The 25,144-nt window shown below is 67.6% G+C and carries 22 protein-coding genes and 1 tRNA gene; 16 read left to right on the top strand and 7 right to left on the bottom strand.

All coding sequences use genetic code 11. From position 1 onward, the window contains the following. The first annotated feature begins 3 nt into the window (after window positions 1-3). The 4 genes from ASD87_RS07345 to ASD87_RS07330 all read left to right on the top strand — a co-directional run bounded on the left by ASD87_RS07345 (window position 4) and on the right by ASD87_RS07330 (window position 3,821). Window positions 4-852, top strand: a complete 849-nt coding sequence (locus ASD87_RS07345; RefSeq protein ID WP_082586224.1) for a DUF2950 family protein — start codon at window positions 4-6, stop codon at window positions 850-852. Window positions 853-1,049: 197 nt separating this feature from the next. Beyond that, the gene (locus tag ASD87_RS07340) at window positions 1,050-2,030 is read left to right on the top strand and encodes a hypothetical protein (protein WP_056319327.1); all 981 of its coding nucleotides are present in this window, start codon (window positions 1,050-1,052) and stop codon (window positions 2,028-2,030) included. Next, on the top strand, window positions 2,014-2,814 hold the full coding sequence (locus ASD87_RS07335) for a polysaccharide deacetylase family protein (protein WP_056319325.1): 801 nt from the start codon (window positions 2,014-2,016) through the stop codon (window positions 2,812-2,814). Before ASD87_RS07340 ends, ASD87_RS07335 begins: the two co-directional genes overlap by 17 nt. A gap of 2 nt (window positions 2,815-2,816) precedes the next feature. Further along, window positions 2,817-3,821, top strand: a complete 1,005-nt coding sequence (locus ASD87_RS07330) for a sterol desaturase family protein (RefSeq protein ID WP_056319322.1) — start codon at window positions 2,817-2,819, stop codon at window positions 3,819-3,821. Window positions 3,822-3,900: 79 nt separating this feature from the next. Here ASD87_RS07330 and ASD87_RS07325 read toward each other — a convergent pair whose 3' ends face one another. Both ASD87_RS07325 and ASD87_RS07320 read right to left on the bottom strand, forming a co-directional pair. Further along, entirely contained in the window at window positions 3,901-4,407 is a 507-nt protein-coding gene (locus tag ASD87_RS07325) for an acyl-CoA thioesterase (RefSeq protein WP_056319320.1), read from the bottom strand. A 77-nt stretch (window positions 4,408-4,484) separates the two neighbouring features. Beyond that, window positions 4,485-6,071 carry a DUF1254 domain-containing protein gene (locus tag ASD87_RS07320; protein ID WP_082586223.1) on the bottom strand — a complete coding sequence of 529 codons (1,587 nt, stop codon included), beginning with the start codon at window positions 6,069-6,071 and terminating at the stop codon, window positions 4,485-4,487. Window positions 6,072-6,304: 233 nt separating this feature from the next. Between ASD87_RS07320 and fdnG the strand changes: the two genes are divergently transcribed. The 7 genes from fdnG to ASD87_RS07280 all read left to right on the top strand — a co-directional run bounded on the left by fdnG (window position 6,305) and on the right by ASD87_RS07280 (window position 15,503). Continuing rightward, the gene (gene fdnG / locus ASD87_RS07310) at window positions 6,305-9,373 is read left to right on the top strand and encodes a formate dehydrogenase-N subunit alpha (protein ID WP_156403398.1); all 3,069 of its coding nucleotides are present in this window, start codon (window positions 6,305-6,307) and stop codon (window positions 9,371-9,373) included. Window positions 9,374-9,383: 10 nt separating this feature from the next. Further along, entirely contained in the window at window positions 9,384-10,283 is a 900-nt protein-coding gene (gene fdxH, locus ASD87_RS07305; RefSeq protein ID WP_056319313.1) for a formate dehydrogenase subunit beta, read from the top strand. Continuing rightward, complete coding sequence (locus tag ASD87_RS07300) at window positions 10,276-10,908, top strand: formate dehydrogenase subunit gamma (protein ID WP_056319311.1); 633 nt, start codon at window positions 10,276-10,278, stop codon at window positions 10,906-10,908. The genes fdxH and ASD87_RS07300 overlap by 8 nt, the downstream gene beginning before the upstream one ends. 84 nt (window positions 10,909-10,992) lie before the next feature. Then, window positions 10,993-11,925, top strand: a complete 933-nt coding sequence (fdhE, locus tag ASD87_RS07295; protein WP_056319308.1) for a formate dehydrogenase accessory protein FdhE — start codon at window positions 10,993-10,995, stop codon at window positions 11,923-11,925. A 24-nt stretch (window positions 11,926-11,949) separates the two neighbouring features. Next, window positions 11,950-13,380, top strand: coding sequence for an L-seryl-tRNA(Sec) selenium transferase (gene selA / locus ASD87_RS07290; RefSeq protein WP_056319306.1), 1,431 nt, complete (start codon window positions 11,950-11,952; stop codon window positions 13,378-13,380). After that, complete coding sequence (locus ASD87_RS07285; RefSeq protein WP_056319303.1) at window positions 13,377-15,395, top strand: SelB C-terminal domain-containing protein; 2,019 nt, start codon at window positions 13,377-13,379, stop codon at window positions 15,393-15,395. Before selA ends, ASD87_RS07285 begins: the two co-directional genes overlap by 4 nt. A 12-nt stretch (window positions 15,396-15,407) precedes the next feature. Continuing rightward, window positions 15,408-15,503, top strand: a tRNA-Sec gene (locus tag ASD87_RS07280). Window positions 15,504-15,787: 284 nt separating this feature from the next. On the opposite strand, the gene ASD87_RS07275 is transcribed toward ASD87_RS07280, so the two are convergent. Together ASD87_RS07275 and ASD87_RS07270 are read right to left on the bottom strand one after the other, a co-directional pair. Continuing rightward, window positions 15,788-16,330: a TlpA disulfide reductase family protein gene (locus ASD87_RS07275; RefSeq protein ID WP_056319301.1), complete on the bottom strand. Its 543-nt coding sequence runs from the start codon at window positions 16,328-16,330 to the stop codon at window positions 15,788-15,790. 26 nt (window positions 16,331-16,356) lie between these two features. Next, on the bottom strand, window positions 16,357-17,466 hold the full coding sequence (locus ASD87_RS07270; RefSeq protein WP_056319298.1) for a transglutaminase-like domain-containing protein: 1,110 nt from the start codon (window positions 17,464-17,466) through the stop codon (window positions 16,357-16,359). 137 nt (window positions 17,467-17,603) lie between these two features. Here ASD87_RS07270 and selD point away from each other — a divergent pair, with 137 nt between their 5' ends. Next, on the top strand, window positions 17,604-18,665 hold the full coding sequence (selD, locus tag ASD87_RS07265) for a selenide, water dikinase SelD (protein WP_056319296.1): 1,062 nt from the start codon (window positions 17,604-17,606) through the stop codon (window positions 18,663-18,665). An 81-nt stretch (window positions 18,666-18,746) separates the two neighbouring features. Here selD and ASD87_RS07260 read toward each other — a convergent pair whose 3' ends face one another. After that, complete coding sequence (locus tag ASD87_RS07260; protein WP_056319294.1) at window positions 18,747-19,664, bottom strand: LysR substrate-binding domain-containing protein; 918 nt, start codon at window positions 19,662-19,664, stop codon at window positions 18,747-18,749. Window positions 19,665-19,834: 170 nt separating this feature from the next. Here ASD87_RS07260 and ASD87_RS07255 point away from each other — a divergent pair, with 170 nt between their 5' ends. The 3 genes from ASD87_RS07255 to ASD87_RS07245 all read left to right on the top strand — a co-directional run bounded on the left by ASD87_RS07255 (window position 19,835) and on the right by ASD87_RS07245 (window position 21,010). Beyond that, window positions 19,835-20,110 carry a DUF2917 domain-containing protein gene (locus ASD87_RS07255; RefSeq protein WP_056319478.1) on the top strand — a complete coding sequence of 92 codons (276 nt, stop codon included), beginning with the start codon at window positions 19,835-19,837 and terminating at the stop codon, window positions 20,108-20,110. Continuing rightward, window positions 20,110-20,760 carry a 2-hydroxychromene-2-carboxylate isomerase gene (locus ASD87_RS07250; RefSeq protein WP_056319291.1) on the top strand — a complete coding sequence of 217 codons (651 nt, stop codon included), beginning with the start codon at window positions 20,110-20,112 and terminating at the stop codon, window positions 20,758-20,760. The genes ASD87_RS07255 and ASD87_RS07250 overlap by 1 nt, the downstream gene beginning before the upstream one ends. Before the next feature lie 70 nt (window positions 20,761-20,830). After that, window positions 20,831-21,010, top strand: a complete 180-nt coding sequence (locus ASD87_RS07245; RefSeq protein ID WP_056319289.1) for a hypothetical protein — start codon at window positions 20,831-20,833, stop codon at window positions 21,008-21,010. Here ASD87_RS07245 and ASD87_RS07240 read toward each other — a convergent pair. Both ASD87_RS07240 and adh read right to left on the bottom strand, forming a co-directional pair. Next, window positions 21,007-21,384, bottom strand: a complete 378-nt coding sequence (locus ASD87_RS07240; RefSeq protein WP_056319287.1) for a DUF779 domain-containing protein — start codon at window positions 21,382-21,384, stop codon at window positions 21,007-21,009. The genes ASD87_RS07245 and ASD87_RS07240 overlap by 4 nt on opposite strands. Window positions 21,385-21,475: 91 nt before the next feature. Further along, window positions 21,476-23,005, bottom strand: a complete 1,530-nt coding sequence (gene adh / locus ASD87_RS07235; RefSeq protein ID WP_056319284.1) for an aldehyde dehydrogenase — start codon at window positions 23,003-23,005, stop codon at window positions 21,476-21,478. 207 nt (window positions 23,006-23,212) lie between these two features. Between adh and ASD87_RS07230 the strand changes: the two genes are divergently transcribed. Then, the gene (locus tag ASD87_RS07230; protein ID WP_056319282.1) at window positions 23,213-25,129 is read left to right on the top strand and encodes a sigma-54-dependent Fis family transcriptional regulator; all 1,917 of its coding nucleotides are present in this window, start codon (window positions 23,213-23,215) and stop codon (window positions 25,127-25,129) included. Window positions 25,130-25,144 lie beyond the last annotated feature (15 nt).

Below are 25,144 nucleotides of genomic sequence, written 5' to 3'. Positions count from 1 at the left end.
CCTATGACGATCTCCCGTTTGCGCGCGCTGTGTCTTGCCTTGGCCCTCGCGCTCGGCGCATCGGCGCCCGCCCTGTCGCAGGCCGTATATCCCAGCGCCCAGGCGGCCGCGCAGGCGTTCACCGATTCGCTGGCCCTGAACGACGTCGATGCCCTGAGAAAAGTGCTGGGCCCGAACCACCAGCAGCTCGTGCCGGGCGGCGTCGACCAGGAGAACATCTATCGCTACCTGGCGGCATGGGCGCGTAAGCACGACATCGTTGCCGACGGCGGCCGGGCGTGGGTGACGGTGGGCGAGTCGGGCTGGACGCTGCCGGTGCCGCTGGTGCGCGTCGGCCAGGGATGGCGCTTCGACCCGGTGGCGGGCAAGGCGGAGATCCAGCGCCGCGCCATCGACCGCAACGAGCTGACCGCCATCGAAACCCTGCAGGAATTGCAGGCCGCGCAGACGCGCTATGCGCAAGGAGTGGGTCAGGGCCGGTATGCGATGCGGCTGGTCAGCCGCGCCGGCGAGCGCGACGGTCTTTACTGGCCGGACGTGCCGGGCGCGCCCCAGCAGGCGTTCGGACCGGACGCGCTGGCGATGGGCCCCGACGTGCCCGTGGACGATGCCTATTTCGGCTATCGCTACAAGGTGCTGCCGGGCGGGGCGGACAATGCGTATCGCATCGTCGCGTGGCCCGCGCGGTACGGGCGGACGGGGATCGGCACGTTCGTGGTCGGTCCGGAAGGCGGCGTCCTGGAAAGCGATCTGGGGCCGTCGTCCGCGGCGCGCGCGGCGGCCTTGCGGGAGGCCGACATCCGCACCGGAAACTGGGTCGACGCGAGCGGCCAGGCCACGCCCGTCAGATAGGTTTTTCGGGGCCATATGGCGCCCATTTCACGGGCCTGTTGCGGGGTCGCAACAGGCGTGCGGGTTTGCCTCTCAAGCGCTTGCCGCGCCGCATTCACAAGCTTCCTTGTGGCCCTTTTGTCAGGCGGCTGTGCCTACAATGGCGAGCACCGGGTGACTGCCCGATTTCCCTTTGCCGGATCTCCAAATTGAACCCCATGTCTTTCCTCCGCTACGCCGTTTTCGGCGTGGGGATGGCGCTTAGCGCCGCGGCGGCTTCGGCCCCGATCTTTGTCCTGAACTCCCTGGACGCCAACGTCAGCATCATCGATCCGGCCACCTACAAGGAACTGCGACGCGTGCCCACGGGCAAAGAGCCGCATCACCTGTATCTGACGCCCGATGAAAAGTCGCTCATGGTGGCCAACGCCACGGGCGACACCATCACGTTGATGGATCCCAAGACAGGCGACGTGCAGCGCACGCTGACCGGCATCGTCGATCCCTACCAGTTGCAGTTCTCGCCGGACATGAAGTGGTTCGTCACGGCGGCCAACCGCCTGGACCACATCGACATCTATGCCTGGAAGCCGCTGGAGAAGGGCTTTGACCTGACGCTGGTCAAGCGCATCCAGGCGGGCAAGACGCCCAGCCACATCATGATCGACAAGCACAGCACGACGGCCTACGTCTCGCTGCAGGACAGCGATCAGCTCATCGCCATCGACCTGGCCACGCAGACCCCCAAGTGGACGGTGTCCGTCGGCAAGACGCCTGCCGACGTGTTCCTGACGCCCGACCAGAAGACGCTGCTGGTGGCGTTGACCGGCGACTCTTACGTGGAGGCATATGACGTCAGCAATGGCCCGGCCAAGCTGGTCAAGCGCATCCAGACCGCGCCGGGCGCGCACGCCTTCCGGGCGCAGGGCGACCACCGCCACCTGTTCGTCAGCAACCGCACCGCCAACTCCATCAGCCGCATCGACATGCAGACGCTGACGGTCGTGGACACCTTCCCGGTGCCGGGCGGCCCGGACTGCATGGACGTGCTGGCCGACGGCAAGACGCTGCTGGTCACCTCGCGCTGGGCGCGCAAGCTCACGGTGGTGGATCTGGAACAGAAGAAGGTCGTCAATCAGGTGCCCGTGGGCAAGTCGCCGCACGGCGTCTGGACGTTGAACCATGCGCCGACCCGCTAAGGGAGCGGTCCGCTTCGCGGCCCTGTTTCTGGCGCTGACGACCGCGGCGGCCGGCGCGGCGCCGCAGGCCTCCTGCGACAAGCCCGTGTACCTGACGTTCGACACCGGTCACATGGGCGTCGCCCCGCTGGTGGCCGACGTGCTGGCCCGCCATCAGGTCAAGGTCACCTTCTTTCTGGCCAACGAGCGCACGCTGACCGACGGCGCCAGCCTGGACGACGTCTGGGCGCCCTGGTGGAAGGCGCGCGCCGCCGAAGGCCATGCATTCGGCTCGCACACCTACGACCACGTCTATTGGCAGGGCGACCTGCCGGGCGGCAAGTTCCGCGTCAAACCCAGCGCCGGTCCCGACGCGGGCAAGCGCGCCGAGTGGACGGCCGAGCAGTATTGCGCCGAGATCCGCCGCCCCGCCGAGCGGTTCCGCCAGATGACGGGCAAGGCCATGCTGCCGTTGTACCGCGCGCCCGGCGGCAAGACCTCGCCCGAGTTGCTCAAGGCGGCCAAGGCCTGCGGTTTCGAGCACGTGGGCTGGTCTCCGGCCGGCTTCCTGGGCGACGAGCTGCCCAGCGACAAATACCCCAACGCCAAGCTGCTGGACCAGGCGCTGCGCACCATCAAGCCCGGCGACATCCTGCTGGCCCACCTGGGCATCTGGTCGCGTCAGGATCCCTGGGCGCCCGCCGTGCTGGAACCGCTGATTGAAGGTTTGCAGCGCAAGGGCTATTGTTTCGCTACCTTGAACACCCATCCGGCCTATCGCGACTGGATCGCCACGCATCACTGATCATGGATACGCTTAGCCAACTCTTCGGGGAATGCCAGCAATGGCTCTTCGAGACGGCGATTCAGCCCGCGCTGTTCCACCTGGGCCTGAGCAACTTCATCGAAGACGGCTACGACGCCACCATGTGGCTGCTGGTGGGCCTGCTTCAAATCGCGGTGCTGGTGCTGGTCTTCGGGCCCCTGCAGCGCCTGCGTCCCGTGGAACCGGTCACCGACCGCCGCCAGATCGGCATCGACGTGCTGTACACGCTGATCCACCGCCTGGGCGCATTCCGGCTCGTGCTGTTCTTCACTATCGATCCCTTCTGGGACAGCGTCTTCGGGCAGCTTCACGTGTGGGGCTTCGCGCCCTTCCAGCTGGATCAGTACTGGCCCGGCGTGACGGACAAGGCGTGGGTCAGCCTCATCATCTACCTGCTGCTGTTCGATGCGGTGGATTACTTCTATCATCGCGCGCAGCACCGCTTCGGCTGGCTGTGGGCGCTGCATGCCGTGCATCACAGCCAGCGCCAGATGACCATCTGGAGCGACGACCGCAACCACCTGCTGGACGACATGCTGCGCGACGTGCTCATCGTGTTCGTGTCGCAACTGGTGGGCGTGCCGCCCGCGCAGTTCGTGATGGTGGTGGCCATCACCCAGCTTGCGCAGAGTTTTTCGCACGCCAACCTGCGCATGCATTTCGGCGCGCTGGGCGAACGCCTTCTGGTCAGCCCGCGCTTTCATCGCCATCACCATTCCATCGCCTACGACGCCTCCTCGCCAGGGCCGGCCGGCGGCTACAACTTTGCCGCGCTGTTTCCTATCTGGGACGTCGTGTTTCGCACCGCGCGATTCGGCGTCGGGTACGGCCCCACCGGCATCCACGACCAGCAGGCCGAACTGGGCGGACGCGACTATGGCCGGAGTTTCTGGTCGCAGCAATGGCTGGGCATCAAGCGCATGATCGGCCGCGACCGCGAACCTGCCGCCCCGCCGGTGCCGCCCGCCGGCGCCGAACGCGCATGAAAAACCCCCGCGGCTGGCAGTCCAGCGGCGGGGGCGAATCGGGTAGCGGCCGGACAACTGCCAGGCCGCCACGCGGCAATCAGGCGCCCGGCGTGTCGTGCGTGGTTTCGCGCTTGATCTCGCCGTGGCGGCGTTCCATTTCCTGACGCAGTTCGCGGCGCAGGCCGGCCGCCTTGAAGCGCTGCTTTTCCTCGTGCGTGCGCGGCTCCAGCGGCGGCACCGCCGTCGGGGCGCCCTTGTCGTCCACCGCAACCATCGTGAAATAGCAGCTGTTTGTGTGACGCACCAGCTTCTTGCGGATGTCCTCGGTCACGACCTTGATGCCGATCTCCATCGACGTGCGGCCCGTGTAGTTCACGGCGGCCAGGAACGTCACCAGCTCGCCCACGTGGATCGGTTCGCGGAACACCACCTGGTCCACGGACAGCGTTACGACGTATTGGCCGGCGTACCGGCTGGCACAGGCGTAGGCCACCTGGTCCAGATACTTGAGGATGGTTCCGCCGTGTACATTTCCTGAGAAATTCGCCATGTCTGGCGTCATCAGGATGGTCATCGACAATTGGTGGCTAAAGGCGTCGTCCATGGCGGGCGGCTCATTCATGAATAAAAGGCTAATGGTAGCGGCAGGCGCATGACATCGCGCCGTATTTCCGCGGCGGATCAGGGTTTCTTGGGGGGCGGCGCGGGCGGCGTCTCTGCGGCTGCCGCCGGATGGCCGGCCCCTGGTTCGCTCGGCGGCGGATGGCCGGCCCCCAGATCCCCAGCCGCCGTATGGCCGGCCCCCGGCTCGCCGGCCGCACCTTCCTCACTTTCCGCTGCGATCCGGCTCACGGCCGGGGGCGTCCACAGTCCATCGCGCACCGCCGGACCCGGGGTGTAGACACGCAGCAGCATGCCGACCGGACCGGCCGCGGGGATCGGCAGCCAGTTGGACTGGTCCTCGGGCGCGGGCGCGGTGTTGCTGAAAATCAGGTCCAGCGAGCCGTCCGCGTTGTAGCGCAGCGGATCGCGGCTGCCGAGCGCGTGGCGGTTGACCGGGTTGGGCACGGGCATGCCCTGGCCGTCGTAGGCGGCCAGCGACCAGAACGCGCCCGTGTCGGGCAACTGGTCGCTGGCGATGTGCAGCGCATACGCGTGGGCGCCGTCCAGCAGCGCGCCTTCGCTGTCGGTGGCCAGCACTTGCACGGTCAGGTCCTCGGGCAACCCGCTGCCCGGCTGCGCCTGCGCCGCCAGCGCGCGGCGCAGCCAGTCGTTGCCGTACACGCCGATGCTGGCGGTTTCCTGCAGCCAGCCGTTCGTGGCGCGCAGCGAGTGGCCCGCCGCGGCCGCCATGCGGTCGCGCGCCGCGCGCACGCCGCGGCGCATGCCCTGCTTGGCGGAATGGTCGAGCTTGTCGAAGTCGAACGGACGGCCCGGCGCCAGGCCCACGCGCCGCAGCAGAACGAGGACGGGCTGGTCCGTCGCATGTGGCGGATGCTTGCGCAGCAACTCGGCCGCATAGGTGAAGAACGCGTCGGTCGGCATGGCGTCTACCTGTTCGCTTGCCGGAATCTTCAGATCGAGGGACGGGTCCGGCTTCGGGCGCGGCGCCTGCGCGGGCAGATTCCATTGCGCCAGCGGCGTCACGGCGAAGCCGTCCTGCAACGCGTTGACCGTCGCCTGGTCGGCGCCGCCGCGCGTGTCGATCAGCACCTTCGCCCAGACGTGGGTGGTGGGCGCGTCGATCCGTGCCATGCCGGAGGGCAGCGTGCCGGTCCAGCCGGGCGGCACGATGGCGGTGTTGCCCTTCGCCGTGCCGGTGGTGCGCGTGCCCAGCGTCGCGAAGACGTCGGTCCACATGTCCAGCAGCGTCAGCGTGTACCGGCGGCCCGACGTGTCGGGCGCGGACAGCACGACGGGGCCGTCGGTCAGGTCCAGCCAAGCCGTGCTGCGCAGCACATCGAAGTTCGACCACGGCGTGGCCTCGCCCGCGCGGGGCAGCGTGCGCACGTGCGCGAAGGTGTTGGACGGCGCGCCTTGCGACCCTTGCGCCGGATGGGTGAACTGGCGGCGCGTCAGGTCCATGACGACCAGCGGATAGAAATACAGATAGCCTTCCATCGCCGCCTGCTGCGCCGCCTCTGTGGCGGCGGCGGCGGGCGACTGGGATGCGGGCGCCGCGTGGACGGACGCCTGCGGCGCCAGCACGCAGGGCGCGATGGCCAGCGACAGGGCAAGGGTTCGGGCCAAGGGGGCAAGGCGGCGCATCGGCGCTCCAAGTCATGCAATGCCGGGCATCGTAGCAGTGCTGCACTGCGACAAAATCCGCGAAGTAAGCGCCTTTTGCCGTCAAATTCAGACCAGAGCGCCGGTCTGACGCGCCGGCAGGCATGGCGTACCCCATATTCAAGGCCTATACTTCCTCACATTCCCTTGGAAGTTGTAGGGCTTTTTGTCCTAGTCGTTTTCGCTTCCTTCATTCACCAGGAGAGGAGTGCTTCATGGTCAACATGAATCGCCGCCAGTTCTTCAAGGTGACCGGTGCGACGCTGGCGGGCTCCAGCCTGGCCATGCTGGGGGCTGCCCCCGGCACGGCCATGGCCGAGGTGCGCCAGTTCAAGCTTGCGCGCATGACCGAAACGCGCAACACCTGTCCCTACTGTTCGGTCGCCTGCGGTTTGCTGATGTACGGCCTGGGCGATGGCTCGAAGAACGCCCGCGCCAGCATCATGCACATCGAAGGCGACCCCGACCATCCCGTCAATCGCGGCACCCTCTGTCCGAAGGGCGCGGCCCTGATCGACTTCATCCATAGCCCGAACCGCCTGAAGTACCCGGAATACCGGGCGCCCGGCTCGGACAAATGGGTCCGGATGTCGTGGGACGAAGCCCTGACCCGCATCACCAAGCTCATGAAGGCCGACCGCGACGCGAACTTCGTCGAGAAGACCGCGGACGGCAAGACGGTGAACCGGTGGCTGACCACCGGCATGCTGGCCGCCTCGGCAAGCAGCAACGAGGTCGGTTACATCACGCACAAGACTGTGCGCAGCATGGGGATGCTGGCGTTCGACAATCAAGCCCGTGTCTGACATGGCCCGACGGTGGCAGGTCTTGCCCCGACGTTTGGCCGTGGAGCGATGACGAACCATTGGGTCGACATCAAGAACGCGGACATAGTTTTGATCATGGGCGGCAATGCCGCCGAGGCCCACCCTTGCGGGTTCAAATGGGTCACTGAAGCCAAGGCCCACAACAAGGCCAAGTTGATCGTCGTGGATCCGCGCTTTACGCGTTCGGCATCCGTGGCGGACTTCTACGCGCCCATACGTACCGGCACCGACATCATCTTCCTGGGTGGCGTCATCAAGTACCTGTTGGATAACGACAAGATCCAGCACGAGTACGTGCGCAACTACACCGACTTTTCGTTCATCGTGCGCGAGGACTTCGCGTTCGACGCGGGCCTGTACTCGGGCTACAACGCCGAAAAGCGCACCTACGACAAGCAAAGCTGGGACTACGAGCGCGGCGACGACGGCTACGTCAAGACCGATCCCACGCTGCAGCATCCGCGATCGGTGTACCAGCTGCTCAAGAAGCACTATTCACGCTACACGCCCGAAATGGTCGAGCGAGTCTGCGGCACGCCCAAGGACAAGTTCCTGACGGTGTGCGACATGCTCGCGTCCACGGCCACCACCAACCGGGCCGCCACGATCCTGTACGCGCTGGGCTGGACGCAGCACTCCATCGGCTCGCAGATCATCCGCACCGGCGCGATGGTGCAGCTGCTGCTGGGCAACATCGGCATCGCCGGCGGCGGCATGAACGCGCTGCGCGGGCACTCGAACATCCAGGGCCTGACCGACCTTGGCCTGATGTCGAACCTGCTGCCGGGCTACATGACGCTGCCCAACGAGCCTGAGCAGGACTACGCCAAGTACATCGACACGCGCACGCTCAAGCCGCTGCGTCCCAACCAGCTGAGCTACTGGCAGAACTATCCCAAGTTCCACGTCAGCCTCATGAAGGCCTGGTGGGGCGGCGCGGCCACCGCCGAGAACAACTGGGCGTTCGACTACCTGCCCAAGCTGGACAAGCTGTACGACATGCTGCAAGTCTACGAGCTGATGGTCCAGGGCAAGATGAACGGCTACATCGCCCAGGGCTTCAACCCGCTGGCCGCGGCGCCCAACAAGGCCAAGCTGAACGACGGCTTTGCCAAGCTCAAGTTCCTGGTCATCATGGATCCGCTGGTCACGGAAACGTCCGAGTTCTGGCGCAATGCCGGCGAGGCCAATGACGTGGATCCGTCCAAGATCCAGACCGAGGTCTTCCGCCTGCCCACCACCTGTTTTGCCGAAGAGGACGGCGCGCTGGTCAACTCCGGCCGCTGGCTGCAATGGCACTGGAAGGGCGCCGAACCCCCGGGCGAGGCCAAGAGCGACATCGAGATCATGGCGCTCATCTTCACGCGCCTGCGCAAGCTGTACCAGGACGAGGGCGGCAAGTATCCCGATCCCATCGTTAACCTGTCGTGGCCGTATTCCAATCCGCAGAACCCGACGGCCGAGGAACTGGCCAAGGAGTACACGGGCCGCGCGCTGGTTGATCTTGCGGATCCCAAGGATCCGGCGAAGATCATGCGCCGCGGCGGCGAGCAGCTTGCAGGCTTTGCCGAGCTGCGCGACGACGGCTCCACCGCCAGCGGCTGCTGGATCTTCGCGGGCGCCTGGAGCCCCAGCGGCAACCTCATGGCCCGCCGCGACAACAGCGACCCCACCGGCATCGGCCAGACCCTGAACTGGGCCTGGTCGTGGCCGGCCAACCGCCGCATCCTGTACAACCGCGCTTCATGCGACCTCGAAGGCAAGCCGTTCGATCCGCGGCGTAGCGTCGTGTCCTGGAATGGCCGCGCCTGGGTGGGCGCCGACATCCCCGACTTCAAGGGCGACGAGAACCCCGCAGGCGGCATGGGGCCGTTCATCATGAACCCGGAAGGCGTGGCGCGCTTCTTTGCGCGGGCGGGCCTGGCCGAAGGGCCGTTCCCGGAACACTACGAACCCTTCGAAAACCCGCTGGGCTACAACCCGCTGCATCCGAAGGCCAAGGGCGTCACCAGCAACCCGGCCGCGCGCATTTTCAAGGATGACCTGGCGGCGATGGGCACGGTGGAGAACTTCCCGTATGTGGCCACCACGTACCGGCTGACGGAACACTTCCACTACTGGACCAAGAACGTCCGCATCAACGCGATTCTCCAGCCCGAGCAGTTCGTGGAGATCGGCGAGGCGCTGGCCAAGGAGCTGGGCATTCCCAACGGCTCGCGCGTGAAGGTGTCGTCCAACCGCGGCTACATCAAGGCGGTGGCGCTCGTCACCAAGCGCATCCGTCCGCTCGTCATCGAGGGCAAGACGGTGCACCAGGTCGGGATTCCGATCCACTGGGGTTTCGTGGGCATCGCTAGGCCGGGCTTCCTCACCAACACCCTGACGCCATTCGTGGGCGACGGCAACTCCCAGACACCGGAGTTCAAGTCGTTCCTGGTGAAGGTCGAAAAGGTATAGGAGAACCGACATGTCAATGCAATCCCTGGACATCAAGCGGCGCTCCGCCACCACCACGCCGCCGCCGGGCATCCGTGAACCCGTCACGGGCTCGGTCGCCAAGCTGATCGACGTCTCCAAGTGCATCGGCTGCAAGGCCTGCCAGAGCGCCTGCATGGAGTGGAACGACCTGCGCGACGAGATCGGCGTCAACGTGGGCGTCTACGACAATCCGGCCGACCTCACCGAACATTCCTGGACCGTCATGCGCTTCTCGGAATTCGAGAACCCCGCAGGCGACCTGGAATGGCTGATCCGCAAGGACGGCTGCATGCACTGCGAGGATCCGGGCTGCCTGAAAGCCTGTCCCTCGCCGGGCGCCATCATCCAGTACAACAACGGCATCGTGGATTTCCACGAGGAAAACTGCATCGGCTGCGGCTACTGCATCACCGGCTGTCCGTTCAACGTTCCGCGCATCTCCAAGAAGGATCACAAGGCGTACAAGTGCACGCTGTGTTCCGATCGCGTGGCCGTCGGCATGGAGCCCGCGTGCGTCAAGGCCTGTCCCACCGGCGCCATCGTCTTCGGCACCAAGGACGACATGCACCAGCATGCGGCCGAACGCGTCGAGGACCTGAAATCGCGGGGCTTCGCGCAGGCCGGCGTCTACGATCCGCCGGGCGTGGGCGGCACGCACGTCATGTACGTGCTGCATCACGCCGACCAGCCGGGGCTGTACCACGGCTTGCCCGCCGATCCGCAGATCAGTCCGATGGTGTCGCTCTGGAAGGGGCTGGCCAAGCCGCTTGGCCTGGCCACGATGGCGCTGACCGCGCTGGCGGGCTTCTTCCACTATGCGCGTGTCGGCCGCAACGAAGTGACCGAGGAAGACGAACGCCGAGCCGAAGAGGAGGTGCGCCATGAGTGAAGAACACCACTATCGCCGCATCAAGCGCTACACGCCGGGCGAGCGCACCAACCACTGGATCATCGCGCTCACGTTCATCTTGCTCGCGCTGTCCGGCCTGGCGCTCTTTCATCCGTCGATGTACTGGCTGACCAATCTGTTTGGGGGCGGGCCCTGGACACGCATCCTGCATCCGTTCATCGGGGTGGTGATGTTCGTGTGCTTTGCCGTGTTCGCCGGACACATGTGGCGCCACAACCTGCTGACCCGCGCGGACCGCCAGTGGCTCAGGCAGCTCAACGACGTGGTCGAGAACCGCGAGGAAAAGCTGCCCGAGGTCGGCAAGTACAACGCCGGCCAGAAGCTGCTGTTCTTCGTGCTGATCCTGTGCATGCTGGGGCTGATGGCCAGCGGCATCGTGATCTGGCGCGAATATTTCGCGTTCTACTTCCCGATCTGGGTGGTCCGCGCCGCATCGGTGCTGCACGCGGTTTGTGCGCTGGTGCTGATTTGCGCGATCATTGTGCATATTTACGCGGCGATCTGGGTAAAGGGGTCGCTCACGGCAATGCTGCGCGGCTATGTCACCGCCGGCTGGGCGTGGAAACACCATCGCGCCTGGTTCCGGGAGCAGGTGAAGAAATAGTTTTTTGGCCCGGCATGTCGTGATCGCACGGCTGTTATCCTCTTCGCAGGCTGGCAGCCGTGTTTGTTTTTCTGGAGACGAGAATTGCAGCGAATCCTTCCGCGCGGCGAGATCGAAGCGCTAGACCATAACGCCATTCCCCGCATCACCCTGCCGGAGCGGCAAACCGTCTTTGCCGCGCGGGCCGCGCGCCTGCGCCAGTTGGCCGAGGGCAATCCGGTGGGCGACTACCTGCTGCTGATGGCGCATCTGGTCGATGCCCAGCATCGCGCGCTGCAGGACTGCGCCGCGCCGCCCGCCACCGAAGACCGCATTTCGCTGGCGCAGACGCACGGCATGCCGCCGCTGCAGGCTGTGGGCTGGCCCCGCGACCCGCTGTGGCGCCGCATCCTGAGCCAATTGCTGGACGACGTGTCGCGCGCGCCCGGCGTGCCTGCCGAGGCCATCGATGTCTGCGCCGCGCTGCGCCGCGCGCTGGACGACGACCCCGAATCGCTCGAAGACCTGGCCCAGGCCGTGCTGTCCGAACAGGACGAGGGCGTGGACAGCGCCGCCGCGCCCTTCGTCATGGCCGCGTTGCAGGTCTACTGGACGGACCTCGCCAACCGCTTCGATCCCAGGCAGTTGCCTGTCGCTAGCCCGTTTGGGGTCTGTCCGGTCTGCGCCAGCCTGCCCGTGGCCAGCATCGTCCGCGTGGGCGGCCAGTACGAGGGCTACCGCTACCTGTGCTGCAGCCTGTGCGCCACGCAATGGCACATGGTGCGCGTGAAGTGCTCGCATTGCGAGGACGTCGAGAAGGTCGCCTACCAGGCCATCGAGGGCCGCACGCCCGCCATCAAGGCCGAAACCTGCGACAACTGCCACACGTATCGCAAGATCTTCTATCAGGACAAGGACCTGTACGTGGAGCCGGTGGCCGACGACCTTGCCAGCCTGATGCTGGACGTGCTGGTGGGCGAGGCAGGGTATTCGCGATCCAGCGGCAATCCGCTGCTGTGGCATGGCGCGCAGGACTAGCGCCTCTCGATGACGGAGTCTCGCATGGCCGATCAACTTTCCGGGGCCGGCCTGGCCCCGGCATCCGACATCCCTTCGCTGGACCGCCTGTTGAACGCCGAGGCGCTGCGGCCGGCGCTGGCAACCCATGGCCGCACGCAGGTGGTGGCCGCCTTGCGCCGCGACCTGGAGGCGCTACGCAAACGCGCGCTGGACGGCGGCGTGCCGCGCCACGAGCTTGACGCAGCCGCCGTGGCGGCTCGCACGTCGGCGGCGCTGGACGAGGCCGCGCGGCCGCGCTTGCGCGCGGTCTACAACCTGACCGGCACCGTGCTGCACACCAACCTGGGCCGCGCGCTGCTGCCCGACGAAGCGGTGGCCCATGTGCTGCGCGCGCTGACTTCGCCGGCCAACCTGGAGTTCGACCTGGACACGGGCGGGCGCGGCGATCGCGACGACCTCATCGACGACCTGCTGTGCGAGCTGACCGGGGCCGAGGCGGCCACGGTGGTAAACAACAATGCGGCCGCGGTGCTGCTGATGCTGAACGCGCTGGCGGACCGCCGCGAAGTGGTGGTGTCGCGCGGCGAGCTGGTCGAGATCGGCGGCGCGTTCCGCATCCCGGACATCATGAAGCGCGCGGGCGCCAAGCTGGTCGAAGTGGGCACCACCAACCGCACGCACGCGGCCGACTACGAGAACGCCATCGGCCCGCGGACCGCGATGCTGATGAAGGTGCATTGCAGCAACTACGCGGTGACCGGCTTCACGAAAAGCGTGGACGTGGCCGACGTGGCCGCGCTGGCGCACGCGCGCGGGCTGCCCGCCACGGTGGACCTGGGCAGCGGCACGCTGGTGGACCTGACGCAGTTCGGATTGCCCAAGGAAGACACCGTGCGCGAAACCATCGCGGCGGGCGCCGATCTGGTTACGTTCAGCGGCGACAAGCTGTTGGGCGGGCCGCAGGCGGGCCTCTTGGTAGGCCGCGCCGACCTGATCCGCAAGATCAAGAAGAATCCCCTCAAGCGCGCGCTGCGCGTGGGCAAGCTGACGCTGGCCGCGTTGGAACCGGTGCTGCAGCTGTACCGCGCGCCCGAATTCCTGGCGCAGCGGCTGACGACGCTGCGCCTCTTGACCCGCCCCATGCGCGATATCCAGCCGCAGGCCGAACGGCTGCGCGGCGTGCTGGCGCATGCGGCGGGGCCCAGCTATGCGGTGGAGGCGGTGCCGATGTTCAGCCAGATCGGCAGCGGTGCGTTGCCGATCGACCAGCTTCCCAGTTACGGACTGGCGGTGCGCTACGCGGGCAGCGGCCGTCCCGGGCGGCATCTGGACCGGCTTGAGACGCAGCTGCGGCGGCTGCCGGTGCCCGTCATCGGCCGCATCGCGGATGACGCGTTGTGGCTGGACTTGCGCTGCCTGGAAGACCGCGACGAAGAGGCCTTCACGGCGCAACTGGCGGAGCCGCTGGCATGATCGTCGGCACCGCGGGGCATATCGACCACGGCAAGACGACGCTTGTGCGGGCGCTGACGGGCGTGGACACGGACCGGCTGAAGGAAGAGAAGGCGCGCGGCATTTCCATTGAACTGGGCTACGCGTACACGCCGCTCGCCAACGGCGAGGTGCTGGGTTTCATCGACGTGCCCGGCCACGAAAAGCTCGTGCACACGATGGCGGCCGGCGCCAGCGGCATCGATTTCGGGCTGCTGGTGGTCGCGGCGGACGACGGTGTCATGCCGCAGACGCGCGAGCATCTGGCGATTCTAGCGATGCTGGGCGTGGGGCGCGGCGCGGTGGCGCTGACCAAGACGGATCGCGCGGACGCCGCGCAACTGGACCGCGTGCGCGGCGAGATCGAAGCGTTGGTGCAGGGCACGTTCCTGCAAGGCGCGCCGGTGTTTGGCACGAGCGCGGTCCACGCGGGCCAGACGACGCAGGCGGCTCGGCCGGCGCAAGCGGTGCATTCGGCTCAATCGGATTCTGCGGCGACGTCCGGTGACCCGGGGGTAGCGGCGCTGAAAGATTATCTGCACGCGCAGGCCGAGGCGGTGGCGCGGCGCGAAGCCACCGGTCTCTTCCGGCTGGCGGTGGATCGCGTGTTCACCTTGTCCGGCCACGGCACGGTGGTGACCGGCACGGCGCATGCCGGCCAGGTCCGGGCGGACGACGACACTGTCGATCTGCGGCTGATGCCGGCCGGCACGCGGGTGCGGGTGCGCGGCATCCATGCGCAGAATCAGCCCAGCGAGACGGGCTCGGCCGGGCAGCGATGCGCCTTGAACCTGGCGGGCATCGACAAGAGCGCCATCTCACGCGGCGACTGGATTGCGGACGCGCGCGGCTTCCTGCCCTCGAAGCACGTGGATGTGGCGCTGACGCTACTGCCGTCGGCGGATGCGCCGGTGCGGGCCTGGGCGCCGCTGCACGTGCATATGGGCGCGGCGCGCCACGTGGCGCATGTAGTGCCGATCAGTGCGGAGTCGCTGTTGCCGGGGCAGTCGGGTTGGGTGCAACTGGTGTTTGACGAGCCGGTCTGCGCGATGCCGGGTGATCGCTTCATCGTGCGCAATGCGCAGGCGACGCGCACGGTGGGCGGCGGCCGGGTGCTGGATCCGAATGCGCCGGACCGGAAGCGCCGCGCGGCGTCGCGGCTGGCGGGGTTGCAGGCGTTGTCCGAGATGCTGGATGGCGGCGGTTTGCAGCCGGTGCTGGCGCACGCGCCGCAGGGCCTGGATGAGGCCGCGCTGCAGCGGCTGACGGGCCGGCCGGTCAATGAGATCACGACGCCGGCGGGCGCGCGCTGGATCGAGCCTCGCAATGCGCAGGGATCCCGCACGCTGATCCTGGCGCCGCATTGGGCGGCGCTGCGCGAGCGGGCCGAAGCGGCGTTGGCGGCGTTTCACCAGGGCGCGCCGGACGAACCGGGTCCGGACAGCGCGCGGCTGCGGCGCATGGCAATGCCGGCGATGCCGGACACGCTCTGGACGTCGCTGCTGGAAGAACTGCAAGGCGACGGCCGCATCGCGCGCAATGGTCCGTGGCTGCATCTGCCGTCGCATACGGCGACGCTGGGACAGGCCGAATCGGCGCTGGCGGCGCGGCTGCTGCCGCTGCTGGATGAAGGCGCATTCGATCCGCCGTGGGTGCGCGATCTGGCCCGGATGCAGAACGTATCCGAGGACGCGGTGCGCCAGTTGCTGCGCAAGCTGTTGCGGCGGGGGGAAGTGGCGCAGGTGGTGAAGGATCTTTTCTATCACCGCGATCAGGTGGGCAAGCTGGCGGCGCTGGCGGCGGACCTGGCGGGGCAGCCGCAAGGACTGAATGCGGCGGTGTTCCGGGACGCGACGGGGCTGGGGCGCAAGCGGGCGATCCAGATCCTGGAGTTCTTCAATCGGGTGGGCTATACGCGGCGCGTGCGGGATACGCATGTGCTGCGGGGCGAAAGCGCCTATGCAGCCATGCAGCAGCGCGCCGAGCCGGTATCATAGGCGGTCCGCCACGGAAGGCATTCGTGCCCGGCGGCACGGCCGGGCTTCAAACCCGGTTGGGGGCGTCAGACGTTCCCAGGTAGGTTCGACTCCTGCTGCCTTCCGCCAGTTTTTTTGTGGGGCGTTGGTGTTCTTCTGCGCATGCGGGTTCCAACGTTTCTTATCTTGCCCGCGCTGTGGTGGTTCTTCTGCCGCCCGCGGCGTCGCGGGGTCCGCGTTGCGGGCCTCCGATGGCGGTCCGGAGCCTTCGCTCCGGACGCTCCCGTGCTCATCCTCGTCCGCCTTCGGCTCCCTTCGGATTCCGCCGGGCGCCATCTAAACGGCCCGCAACACGGACCCCGCGCCACCACGTGCTGGGTCGGTGAGTGATCGGGAGGTCGCTGCACTCTCCATCAACTGCGCAGCATGCGCGTCACCACGCCACTTACGCTGTGCGACGTCCAGTCCAGTTCGCCCAGGTGCCAGTAGCGGATCGTGCCGCCGCGGTCGACGAGGTAGTTGGCGGGCAGGCCGGCGGCGTCCCATTTTTTGGAGGCGGTGCTGTTGCGGTCGTGCAGGACCGCGCCGGCGACGGGCCATTTTTTCAGGAAGGCGGTGATCTTGGCGGGGGATTCGCCGACGTTGACGGCGATGAGGCGCAGGCCTTCTTCGCGGTGGCGTTTGGCCATGGTGGACATGATGGGAATCTCGTCGCGGCAGGGGTCGCACCAGGTGGCCCAGAAGCTGACGATGACCACGTTGCCGCGCCAGGAAGAGAGCTTCTGTTCGCGGCCGGACAGGTCCGGCAGGACGAGCGGCGGCGTGGGAGCGGTCCACGGGGCCCAATCGGGACCGGTGGCGGTCTTCAAGGCGGAGTCGCTGGCGGTGGCGCGGGCCCAGGCGGGCAGGGCCGCTAGCGACAGGCTGGTTTGCAGGAGACGGCGGCGGCTGATCAAGGCGGACTCCCGCAAGGAAGTGGCGGTCAGATGGCGATGGGTCTGGCGGTGATGCGGTAGCTGAAGCTGCCGGGATCGAGGCTGTCCAGGCGGCCGGCGGCGGTTTCGCCGTTGGGATACATGAGGAAGGGGATGGGGCCGTGCGCGGTGCCGGGCAGGACGACGTCGTGGCCGTGGTTGTAGGCGACCCAGTTCATTTCCCATGCGCCGAACAGCATGACGCGCGCGGCGCGGACCTTGGCGTCGGTAAGCGGAAGTTCGCCCGGCGGTTCCTCCAGCATGACCTTGCGCACGTCGGCTGGGTCGACGGGAATCCAGCCGTAGCCGGCGGCGTAGAACTCGGCGCGGCAGTGTTGAGCGCGGGTGACGTCGCCGGCCTTGCCGAGGCTCTTGTAGCCGAGTTGCGAGTTGTCCACGCGCAGGCCATAGGCGTCGCGCGCGGGGATGCCGGCGGCGCGGGCCAGTGCGACGAACAGCGCGTTGATATCGGCGCATTTGCCGTTCAGGTCGTTGGCGGTGAGCATGTAGCGCACGTCGCCGGTGCCGCAGCCGCGCGTGGACGCAGTGCGGCAGGTGTTTTCGACCACCCAGTCGTAGATGGCGCGGGCGCGCGCCAGGTCGCCCTGGTGGCCTTGGGTGATGCGGTCGGCGGTGGTCTTGACGATGCCGTCGGTGGGCAAGAGGGCGGTCGGTTGCAGGTATTCGCGCAGCGCGGCTGCGTTCTCGCGCGCGGCGTCGGCGGGAGGGGGCTGGGTCAGATCGACGCGGCGGTTGCGGGTCTGGAAGCGGCTGGTCAGCGTGATGGTGCGGGGCGACTGTGCGTCGGGCCATTGGACGGCGAGCATCTGGACGTCGTAGCCGGGCGCGCGGGTCAGCGTGGCGACGCCGCCGCCGCTGGCCTGCCAGGTGTTCTGCACGCCGCGCTGGTAGGACGTGTCGGTGGCATAGGGCACGGGCAGCCAGATTCGGGTGTGGGCGGCGGGGTCGGTGATGCTGACGGCGGTGGTCAGTTCGTAGGTGCGCCACGCGGTGGCGACTGGGGTTTGCTGGGCGCGCGCGGCGTGCGGCAGCACGGCGGTGGTGGCAGTGGCGGCGCACGCGGCGCCCGAGAAACGGAGAAAGTGTCGGCGATCCATGAAGCCCCCACGCACGGTGAAGATTGGCTATCGGTGCGCCCGTGGCCGGGCGGCCGTCCGTTGCTGCATGCGATCGATCATAGGGCCAATCGCGGGGGCGGTGCTATCCTTTTTCGATTGTTTCCACGGAGATAGAGATGACCCAGGATGTTGCGTCCTCGAACGTGCCGCGCCTGACCTCGTTGTCGCATGGCGGCGGCTGTGGCTGCAAGATCGCGCCGGGCGTGCTGTCGGCGCTGCTGGCGCGGTTCGGTCCCGCGGCCAGTTATCCGAACCTGCTGGTGGGCACCGAAACCGCCGACGATGCGGCGGTGTATCGGCTGAACGATGCGCAGGCGCTTATCGCCACGACGGACTTCTTCATGCCCATCGTGGACGACCCCTTCGACTTTGGCCGCATCGCCGCCACCAACGCACTGTCGGATGTTTACGCGATGGGCGGCACGCCGATCATGGCGCTGGCGATCGTGGGCATGCCGATCAACGTGCTGCCGCACAGCGTCATCGCTGAAATCCTGAAGGGCGGCGAATCGGTGTGCGCGGATGCGGGCATTCCGGTGGCCGGGGGGCACAGCATCGATTCGGTCGAACCCATCTATGGCCTGGCCGCGATGGGATTGGTGCACCCGGACAAGATCAAGCGCAACGCCGACGCGCGCGCGGGCGATGTGCTGATCCTGGGCAAGGGCCTGGGCGTGGGCATTCTGTCAGCGGCGTTGAAGAAGAACCGGCTCGACGTGGACGGCTATCGCGTGATGATCGACACGACGACGCGGCTCAATCGCCCCGGCCCCGCGCTTGCGGCGCTGGACGGCGTGCACGCGATCACCGACGTGACAGGTTTTGGGCTATTGGGCCATGCGCTGGAGATGGCGCGCGGCGCTAAGCTCACCGCCCGCGTGCGGCTGGCGGCGCTGCCGTGGCTGCCGGGCGTGCAGGAATTTGCCGCCGACGGCGTGATCACGGGCGCCTCGGGCCGGAACTGGGCGTCGTATGGCGAATCGGTGCGTCTGGGGGCAGGGGTTTCGGACACGCAGCGGGCGTTGCTGACCGATCCGCAGACCTCGGGCGGCCTGCTGGTGTCGTGCGCACCGGACGCGGCCGATGCGGTGCTCAAGATCTTTCATGAGCAGGGCTTCGATCAGGCTGCCGTGATCGGCGAGATGACCGCCGGCGAACCGCAGGTCGTGGTGGACTGACCGGCGAGTCGCGCGGCCGCCTCGCATGCGCGGCCGCGCCGCTTGGTTTGCTGCAACGCGCGGCCGTGGCGGCGCGTGATTTCAATCGGGCAGATCGCGCGCGGTCGCGGCTGCCTGTTCCACCAGCCATTGCGTGACGACGTCCGCGTCGGGCGTGCTGCGGCGCGCATTGCGCACCAGCCAGTAGGCGTGTTCGGTGGCGCAGGCCTTCGGGCTGCCCACAACCTCCAGCCGCCTGTCCGCCAGCATGGGCGCGATCAACGCCAGCCGTCCCAGCGCGATGCCGTGTCCCGCCAGCGCCGCGTGCACGATCTGATCGTACTGATTGAAGCGCAGCATGCCCTTGGCGCGCACGCGCCCCAGCCCGCGCGCGCTCAGCCATTCCGGCCATTGCAGCCACGGACGCGTGGGATCGTCGAACTCCAGCAGGACGTGGCGCGCCAGTTCGCGGGCGTCCAGTTCGCGGGCCTTGAGCGAAGGATGCGCCACGGGCACCACCGATTCCCCAAAGAGCCACAGGGCGCCGTCAGGCACCGTGTTGCGCTCGCTGTAGCGGATGGCGATGTCGACGGCTTCGCGGTCGATATCGATCAGCCGGTTGTCGGCGGCCACGCGCACATCGATGTCCGGATGCGCCGCCTGAAAGTCGCCCAGCCGGGGCAGCAGCCACAACGAGGCCACGCCGATGGTGGTGGTGACCGTGACGGGCGTGCGCCGCTCGGGCGCGCGCAGTTGCTCGGTCAGGTCGCCCAGCTGGCTCAGCCAGACGTCCGCCATGCGAAAGAGCTGCGCGCCCTCGGCGGTGAAGGTGACGCTGCGAAACCCCCGCACCAGCAGCGGCACGCCCAGGTGCGCTTCCAGCGCGCGAATCTGGCGGCTGACGGCCGACTGCGTGACGTGCAGGTCCTGGGCGGCGAGCGTGATGCTCATGCGCCGGCCCACGGCGACGAAGCCGCGGACGAGATCAAGCGGAGGCAGTTTCGCTAAGGGGTATGGCATTCGTAAAACTCATGCGTATCGGGCGGAAATGTCGCTTGAGCAATAGTACGCCGGGGCGTCCAATATGACTCAGACGTTGGGTGACCGGGACAAAATCCCGGCCGCCCGCCGCGATAGCCGCTGCCGCGGCCAGGAGGTACGCCATGATCCAGTTATGTTGCACTGCGGGAATGTCATTCCGTTTGGCCGGCGGCTCGACTATGCTGCTCAAGCGCGCCTCGGGCGTTCGCATCGTGTGTCACGCCGGCGCCTTGTGGATATCCGAATACCGCCGCTTCGACGACAGCGTGCTTCAAGCGGGCCAGACCCTCACCGTGGATAGCGATCGCGACGTCGTCATCAGCGGCCTGCCGGATGCGCAGGTCGCGCTACTTTCCCTGGGGGGGCGGCAGGTGCAGTGTGCCGCCGCTTCGCCTTGCCATGCAGGCCAACTGGAGTTCCTGTGATGACTGCGTCCTTGCCCGATACGCCCCGGATCGAAATGTGGTTCGATTTCGCCAGCCCCTACAGCTATCTGGCAATCGAGCGCATCGATGCGCTGGCGCGGGGAGCGGGCGTGCAGGTCGATCTGCGGCCTTTCCTCTTGGGGCCGATCTTTCAGGCGCAGGGCTGGAACGACACGCCGTTCCGGTTGTTCCCCGGCAAGGGCGCGTACATGATGCGCGACATTGCGCGGCTGGCCGACAAGTACGGCGTGGTCTACAACCGCCCGCGCATGTTCCCGCGCATGAGCGTGCTGCCCGCGCGCATCGCGCTCTTGGGCGAGGACGAGCCGTGGGGCCGCGATTTCTGCGTGGCGGTGTTCCGGGCGAACTTCCAGCACGACCTGGATATCCAGGCCGAGGACGTGGTGCACGAGCTGCTCACCGGCCTGTCGCTGGATGCCGACGCGCTCATCGCCCGCGCCAAGACCGAAGGCGCCAAGGAGGCGCTGCGCAAGCGCGTGGACCGCGCGCGCAACTTGGGACTGTTCGGCGCGCCCACGTTCTTCGTGGAGGGCGAAATGTTCTGGGGCAACGACCGTCTGGAAGACGCGCTGGAATGGACCCGCCGCACCGCGCCCGCCAGCGCCTGGTCGCCGCGGCCGCCTCGCTAGGGCAGGCTCTCTGTTCCGCCACGGCTATCACCCACGCACCGCAAGATTTCTCGTCAACGCTTCATCAGCAATGAAAAACGCAAGCAGCGCCTATCGCGGCGCGCCCATGCCGGGCGGCCGCTCGTTCACGCAATTTCGCGCCGCCCGCATCCGGCGGGTGTCCTTTCAGTGGAAACAGGCCGACCGGGCCGCGGTGCAGGACGACACCGTGCCCAGCGGCAGCGGCCGTGGCCGTGGCAACCTGCGCTAGCCCTTGGTCACCGGTCCGACGTTCGCCCACTCTTCATCGGAATAGAGCCGTGAGCGCAAGAGAAAGCGCTTGCCCTCGGCGCTGTCCAGCGAAAAGGCGCCGCCGCGTCCCGGCACGGCATCGATGACCAGCTGGGTGTGCTCCCAGTACGCGAACTGGTCCTCGCCGATCCAGAACGGGCAACCTTCCAGGTCGCCCAACAGGACGTCCGAGCCGCCGACCATGAACTCGCCTTGCGGATAGCACATGGGCGAGCTGCCGTCGCAGCAGCCGCCGGACTGGTGGAACATCAGCGGGCCGTGCTTGGCCCGCAGGGTGTCGATCAGGTGGCGCGCCTCGTCGGTCGCCACCACGCGTGGCGTGTGCTCTGCCATGGCTGGATTCCTTGCAGGCGCGCCGGGGCAGGCCCGGCGCGCAGGACAGGCCGCGGCAAGCGGCCCGGGTTGGCGAATCAAGCTTGGCGGATCAGAAGAACCCCAGCTTCTTGGGCGAATAGCTCACCAGCAGGTTCTTCGTCTGCTGGTAGTGGTTGAGCATCATCTTGTGATTCTCGCGTCCGATGCCCGATTGCTTGTAGCCGCCAAATGCCGCGTGCGCCGGATAGGCGTGATAGCAGTTGGTCCACACCCGGCCCGCCTTGATCGCGCGGCCCATGCGGTAGCACGTGTTGGCGTCGCGCGACCACACGCCGGCGCCCAGGCCATAGAGCGTGTCGTTCGCCAGCGCCAGCGCGTCGTCCGCATCCTTGAACGTGGTGACCGCCACGACCGGCCCGAAGATTTCTTCCTGGAACACGCGCATCTTGTTGTGGCCCTTGAACACCGTGGGCTGCACGTAATAGCCGCTTTCCAGCGCGCCCTGCATCTGCGCCCGCGAGCCCCCGGCCAGCACGTCCGCGCCTTCCTGCTTGCCGATGTCCAGGTACGAAAGGATCTTCTCGAGCTGTTCGGTGGAGGCCTGCGCGCCGATCATGGTGTCGGCGTCCAGCGGGTTGCCCTGCTTGATCTCGGCCACGCGTTTCAGCGCGCGTTCCATGAACTTGTCGTAGAGCGATTCCTGGATCAGCGCGCGGCTGGGGCACGTGCACACTTCGCCCTGGTTCAGCGCGAACATGACGAAGCCCTCGATCGCCTTGTCCAGGAAGTCGTCGTCCTGCGCGGCCACGTCGGCAAAGAAGATGTTGGGCGATTTGCCGCCCAGTTCCAGCGTGACCGGAATGATGTTCTGCGACGCATACTGCATGATGAGGCGGCCGGTGGTGGTTTCGCCGGTGAAGGCGATCTTGGCGATGCGCTTGTTTGAGGCAAGCGGCTTGCCGGCTTCCAGCCCGAAGCCGGTCACCACGTTCACCACGCCCGGGGGCAGGATGTCGCCGATGAGTTCCATCAGCAGCAGGATGCCCAGCGGCGTCTGTTCGGCGGGTTTCAACACCACGCAATTGCCCGCCGCCAGCGCGGGTGCAAGCTTCCATGCGGCCATCAGGATGGGGAAGTTCCACGGGATGATCTGTCCGACCACGCCCAGCGGTTCGTTGAAGTGGTAGGCCACCGTGTCTTGATCGATCTCGGACAGCCCGCCTTCCTGGCTGCGGATGCACGAGGCAAAGTAGCGGAAGTGGTCGATGGCCAGGGGAATGTCGGCGGCGCGGGCCTCGCGGATGGGCTTGCCGTTGTCCCAGGTTTCCGCCGTGGCCAGGCGTTCCAGATTGGCTTCCATCACGTCCGCGATCTTCATGAGCATGCGGGCGCGCTCGGCGGCCGGGGTCGCACCCCATTTGGGCGCGGCGCGGTGCGCGGCATCCAGCGCCAGTTCGATGTCGCGCTCTTTCGAGCGCGCGTGGCGGGTCAGCGTCTCGCCCGTGACGGGGGTGACGTTGTCGAAGTATTCGCCATCCGCGGGCGACTGCCATTTGCCGTCGATGAAATTGTCGTACTGCGTCCTGAGGTCCAGGCGGGTGCCATAGGTCTGCGGGGTAACGCGGGTCGCGATGTCCATGCTTGTCTCCGTATCGTTGGGATGGCGGCAGTGGGCTGCCTGTTATGCATCAAGCAAAACGCATGCCAGTCGGGGCATCCCGGCTGGACAGTCCGTCCCACGCGTGCGAAAGTAGTTTTTCCGCCTTCAGTGTCGCAATCTGCGACGTTGTCGCGAAACAGGTGTCGCAGCACAGGCGTCGCAGAACGCCGCTCCCAGGAGACATACATGGCCTCTTACTCCCGTCGGCAGACGCTGACGCAGGCACGGCTGCTTTTTAACCAGCAGGGCGCGGTGCCGGGCGGCATGGTTGCCGAACCGATCCTGCGTTCCTGGCGCCGCTGCGCCGACCTGGGCTTTGACATGCGCGGCGTGCGCCGCGCCGAACTCATGACGCAGGGCGAACTGCGCGAAGCGCAGCAGCGAAACGAAGCGCTGCGCCGCATGTCCGAACCCGCCATCGCCTATCTGCGCCACCAGGCGGGCGGCAGCGGCAACCTGGTCATCCTGTCGGACGCGCAGGGCCTGGTGCTGGACTCGGACGGCGACACGGGCTTTGCGCATCGCGCCTCGCGCGTGGCCCTGATGCCGGGCGCGCCCTGGGACGAGGCCGCCGCCGGCACCAACGCCATCGGCACCGCGCTCGTCGAAGGCCGTCCCATTGCCGTGCATGGCGCGGAACACTATTTCGAACCCAATCGCATCCTGACGTGCGCGGCCGTGCCCATCACGGACAGCGAAGGCCGCACCGTGGGCGTGCTGGATTTGTCCAGCCAGGCCCGCGACGTGCGTCCGGATGTGCTGGCGCTGGTGCGCGGGGCGGTGGACCGCATCGAGCATCAGCTGTTCGAAGGCGCCTATGAACAATGCACGGTGCTGCGCCTGCATGCCGACCTCGCGGGGCTGGGTCAGCCCGGCGAAGCCCTGCTCGCATTCCAGGGCGACCTGCTGGTCGGCGCCAACCGCCGTGCGCTGCATGCGCTGGGGCTGGCGGCCACCGCGCTGGGCGTGTACCGCTACGCGGACGTGTTCGACGGCGATATCGGACGTGGCCCGGATGCCGCGGGCCGCGTGCACACGCGGACCGGCGCGGTCTATCACGCGCGCCTGCGCATGCCGCGCACGCGCCCGCCGCAACCCCCCGCCACCCCGGCGCTGCGTGCGCCCGGCGCCGCCGCCAAAACGCCCGCGCCCAGCTTTGACGCCGCCACGCTAGGGGCCCTGGCACGCGCCGTGCACCTGGCGGACGCGGGCGTGTCGATTCTGCTGCAGGGCGAAACCGGAGTGGGCAAGGAAGTGTTCGCGCGGCAAATCCACGCGCGTGGCCAACGCGCGGCCGGCCCATTCGTGGCGGTGAACTGCGCCGCGCTGCCCGAGAGCCTGATCGAATCGGAACTCTTCGGCTACGAGGAGGGCGCCTTCACCGGTGCGCGCCGCCAGGGCAGCAAGGGCCTGCTGCGGCAGGCGCACGGCGGCGTGCTGTTCCTGGACGAGATCGGCGACATGCCGCTCCTGTTGCAATCGCGCCTGTTGCGTGTGCTGCAGACGCGCGAGGTCTCGCCCTTGGGCGCGGCGCGGCCCGTGCAGGTGGATTTCACGCTGGTGTGCGCGACGCATCGGCCGCTTGCCCATGAAGGGCCGGACGCCCCGGTTCGCCCCGACCTGTACTTTCGCATCGCCGAATACACCGTCACGCTGGAGCCCTTGCGCGCGCGGGCCGACCGCCTGGAATTGCTGCGCGACCTGTGGGCGGCGCAGGGCGCCGGTCCAGCGCTGCCGCCCGCCATCGAAGCCGTCCTCGCGGCGTATTCGTGGCCGGGCAATTACCGTCAGCTGGCGTCGGTGCTGCGCACCCTGCATGTGCTGGCCGGGCCGGCGGGCAGGGTGGATGCCGACATGCTGCCCGCGGAATTGCGCGGTGCAGCGAGCGTCGCGAAGCGGGAGATACCCGCGCCGGGCGCCGCAACGTCAACGTCCGCGCCGGCCGGTGCAGCCGCCGACCTGCACGCCATGACCGATGCCGCTATCCGCAGCGCCCTCGAGGCGCACGGCGGCAGCGTCAGCCGCGCGGCGCGCGCGCTGGGCGTGCACCGCAGCACGGTGTACCGGCGCGCCGCCGCACTGGGGCTGGCGCGGCCAAGGTAACCGCTGCCAGCGCCG

The organism is Achromobacter sp. Root170, from assembly GCF_001428165.1.
In the GTDB taxonomy this organism is placed as follows: Bacteria; Pseudomonadota; Gammaproteobacteria; order Burkholderiales; family Burkholderiaceae_B; genus Achromobacter; species Achromobacter mucicolens.
This window is presented reverse-complemented; position numbering and strand designations above follow the sequence as displayed.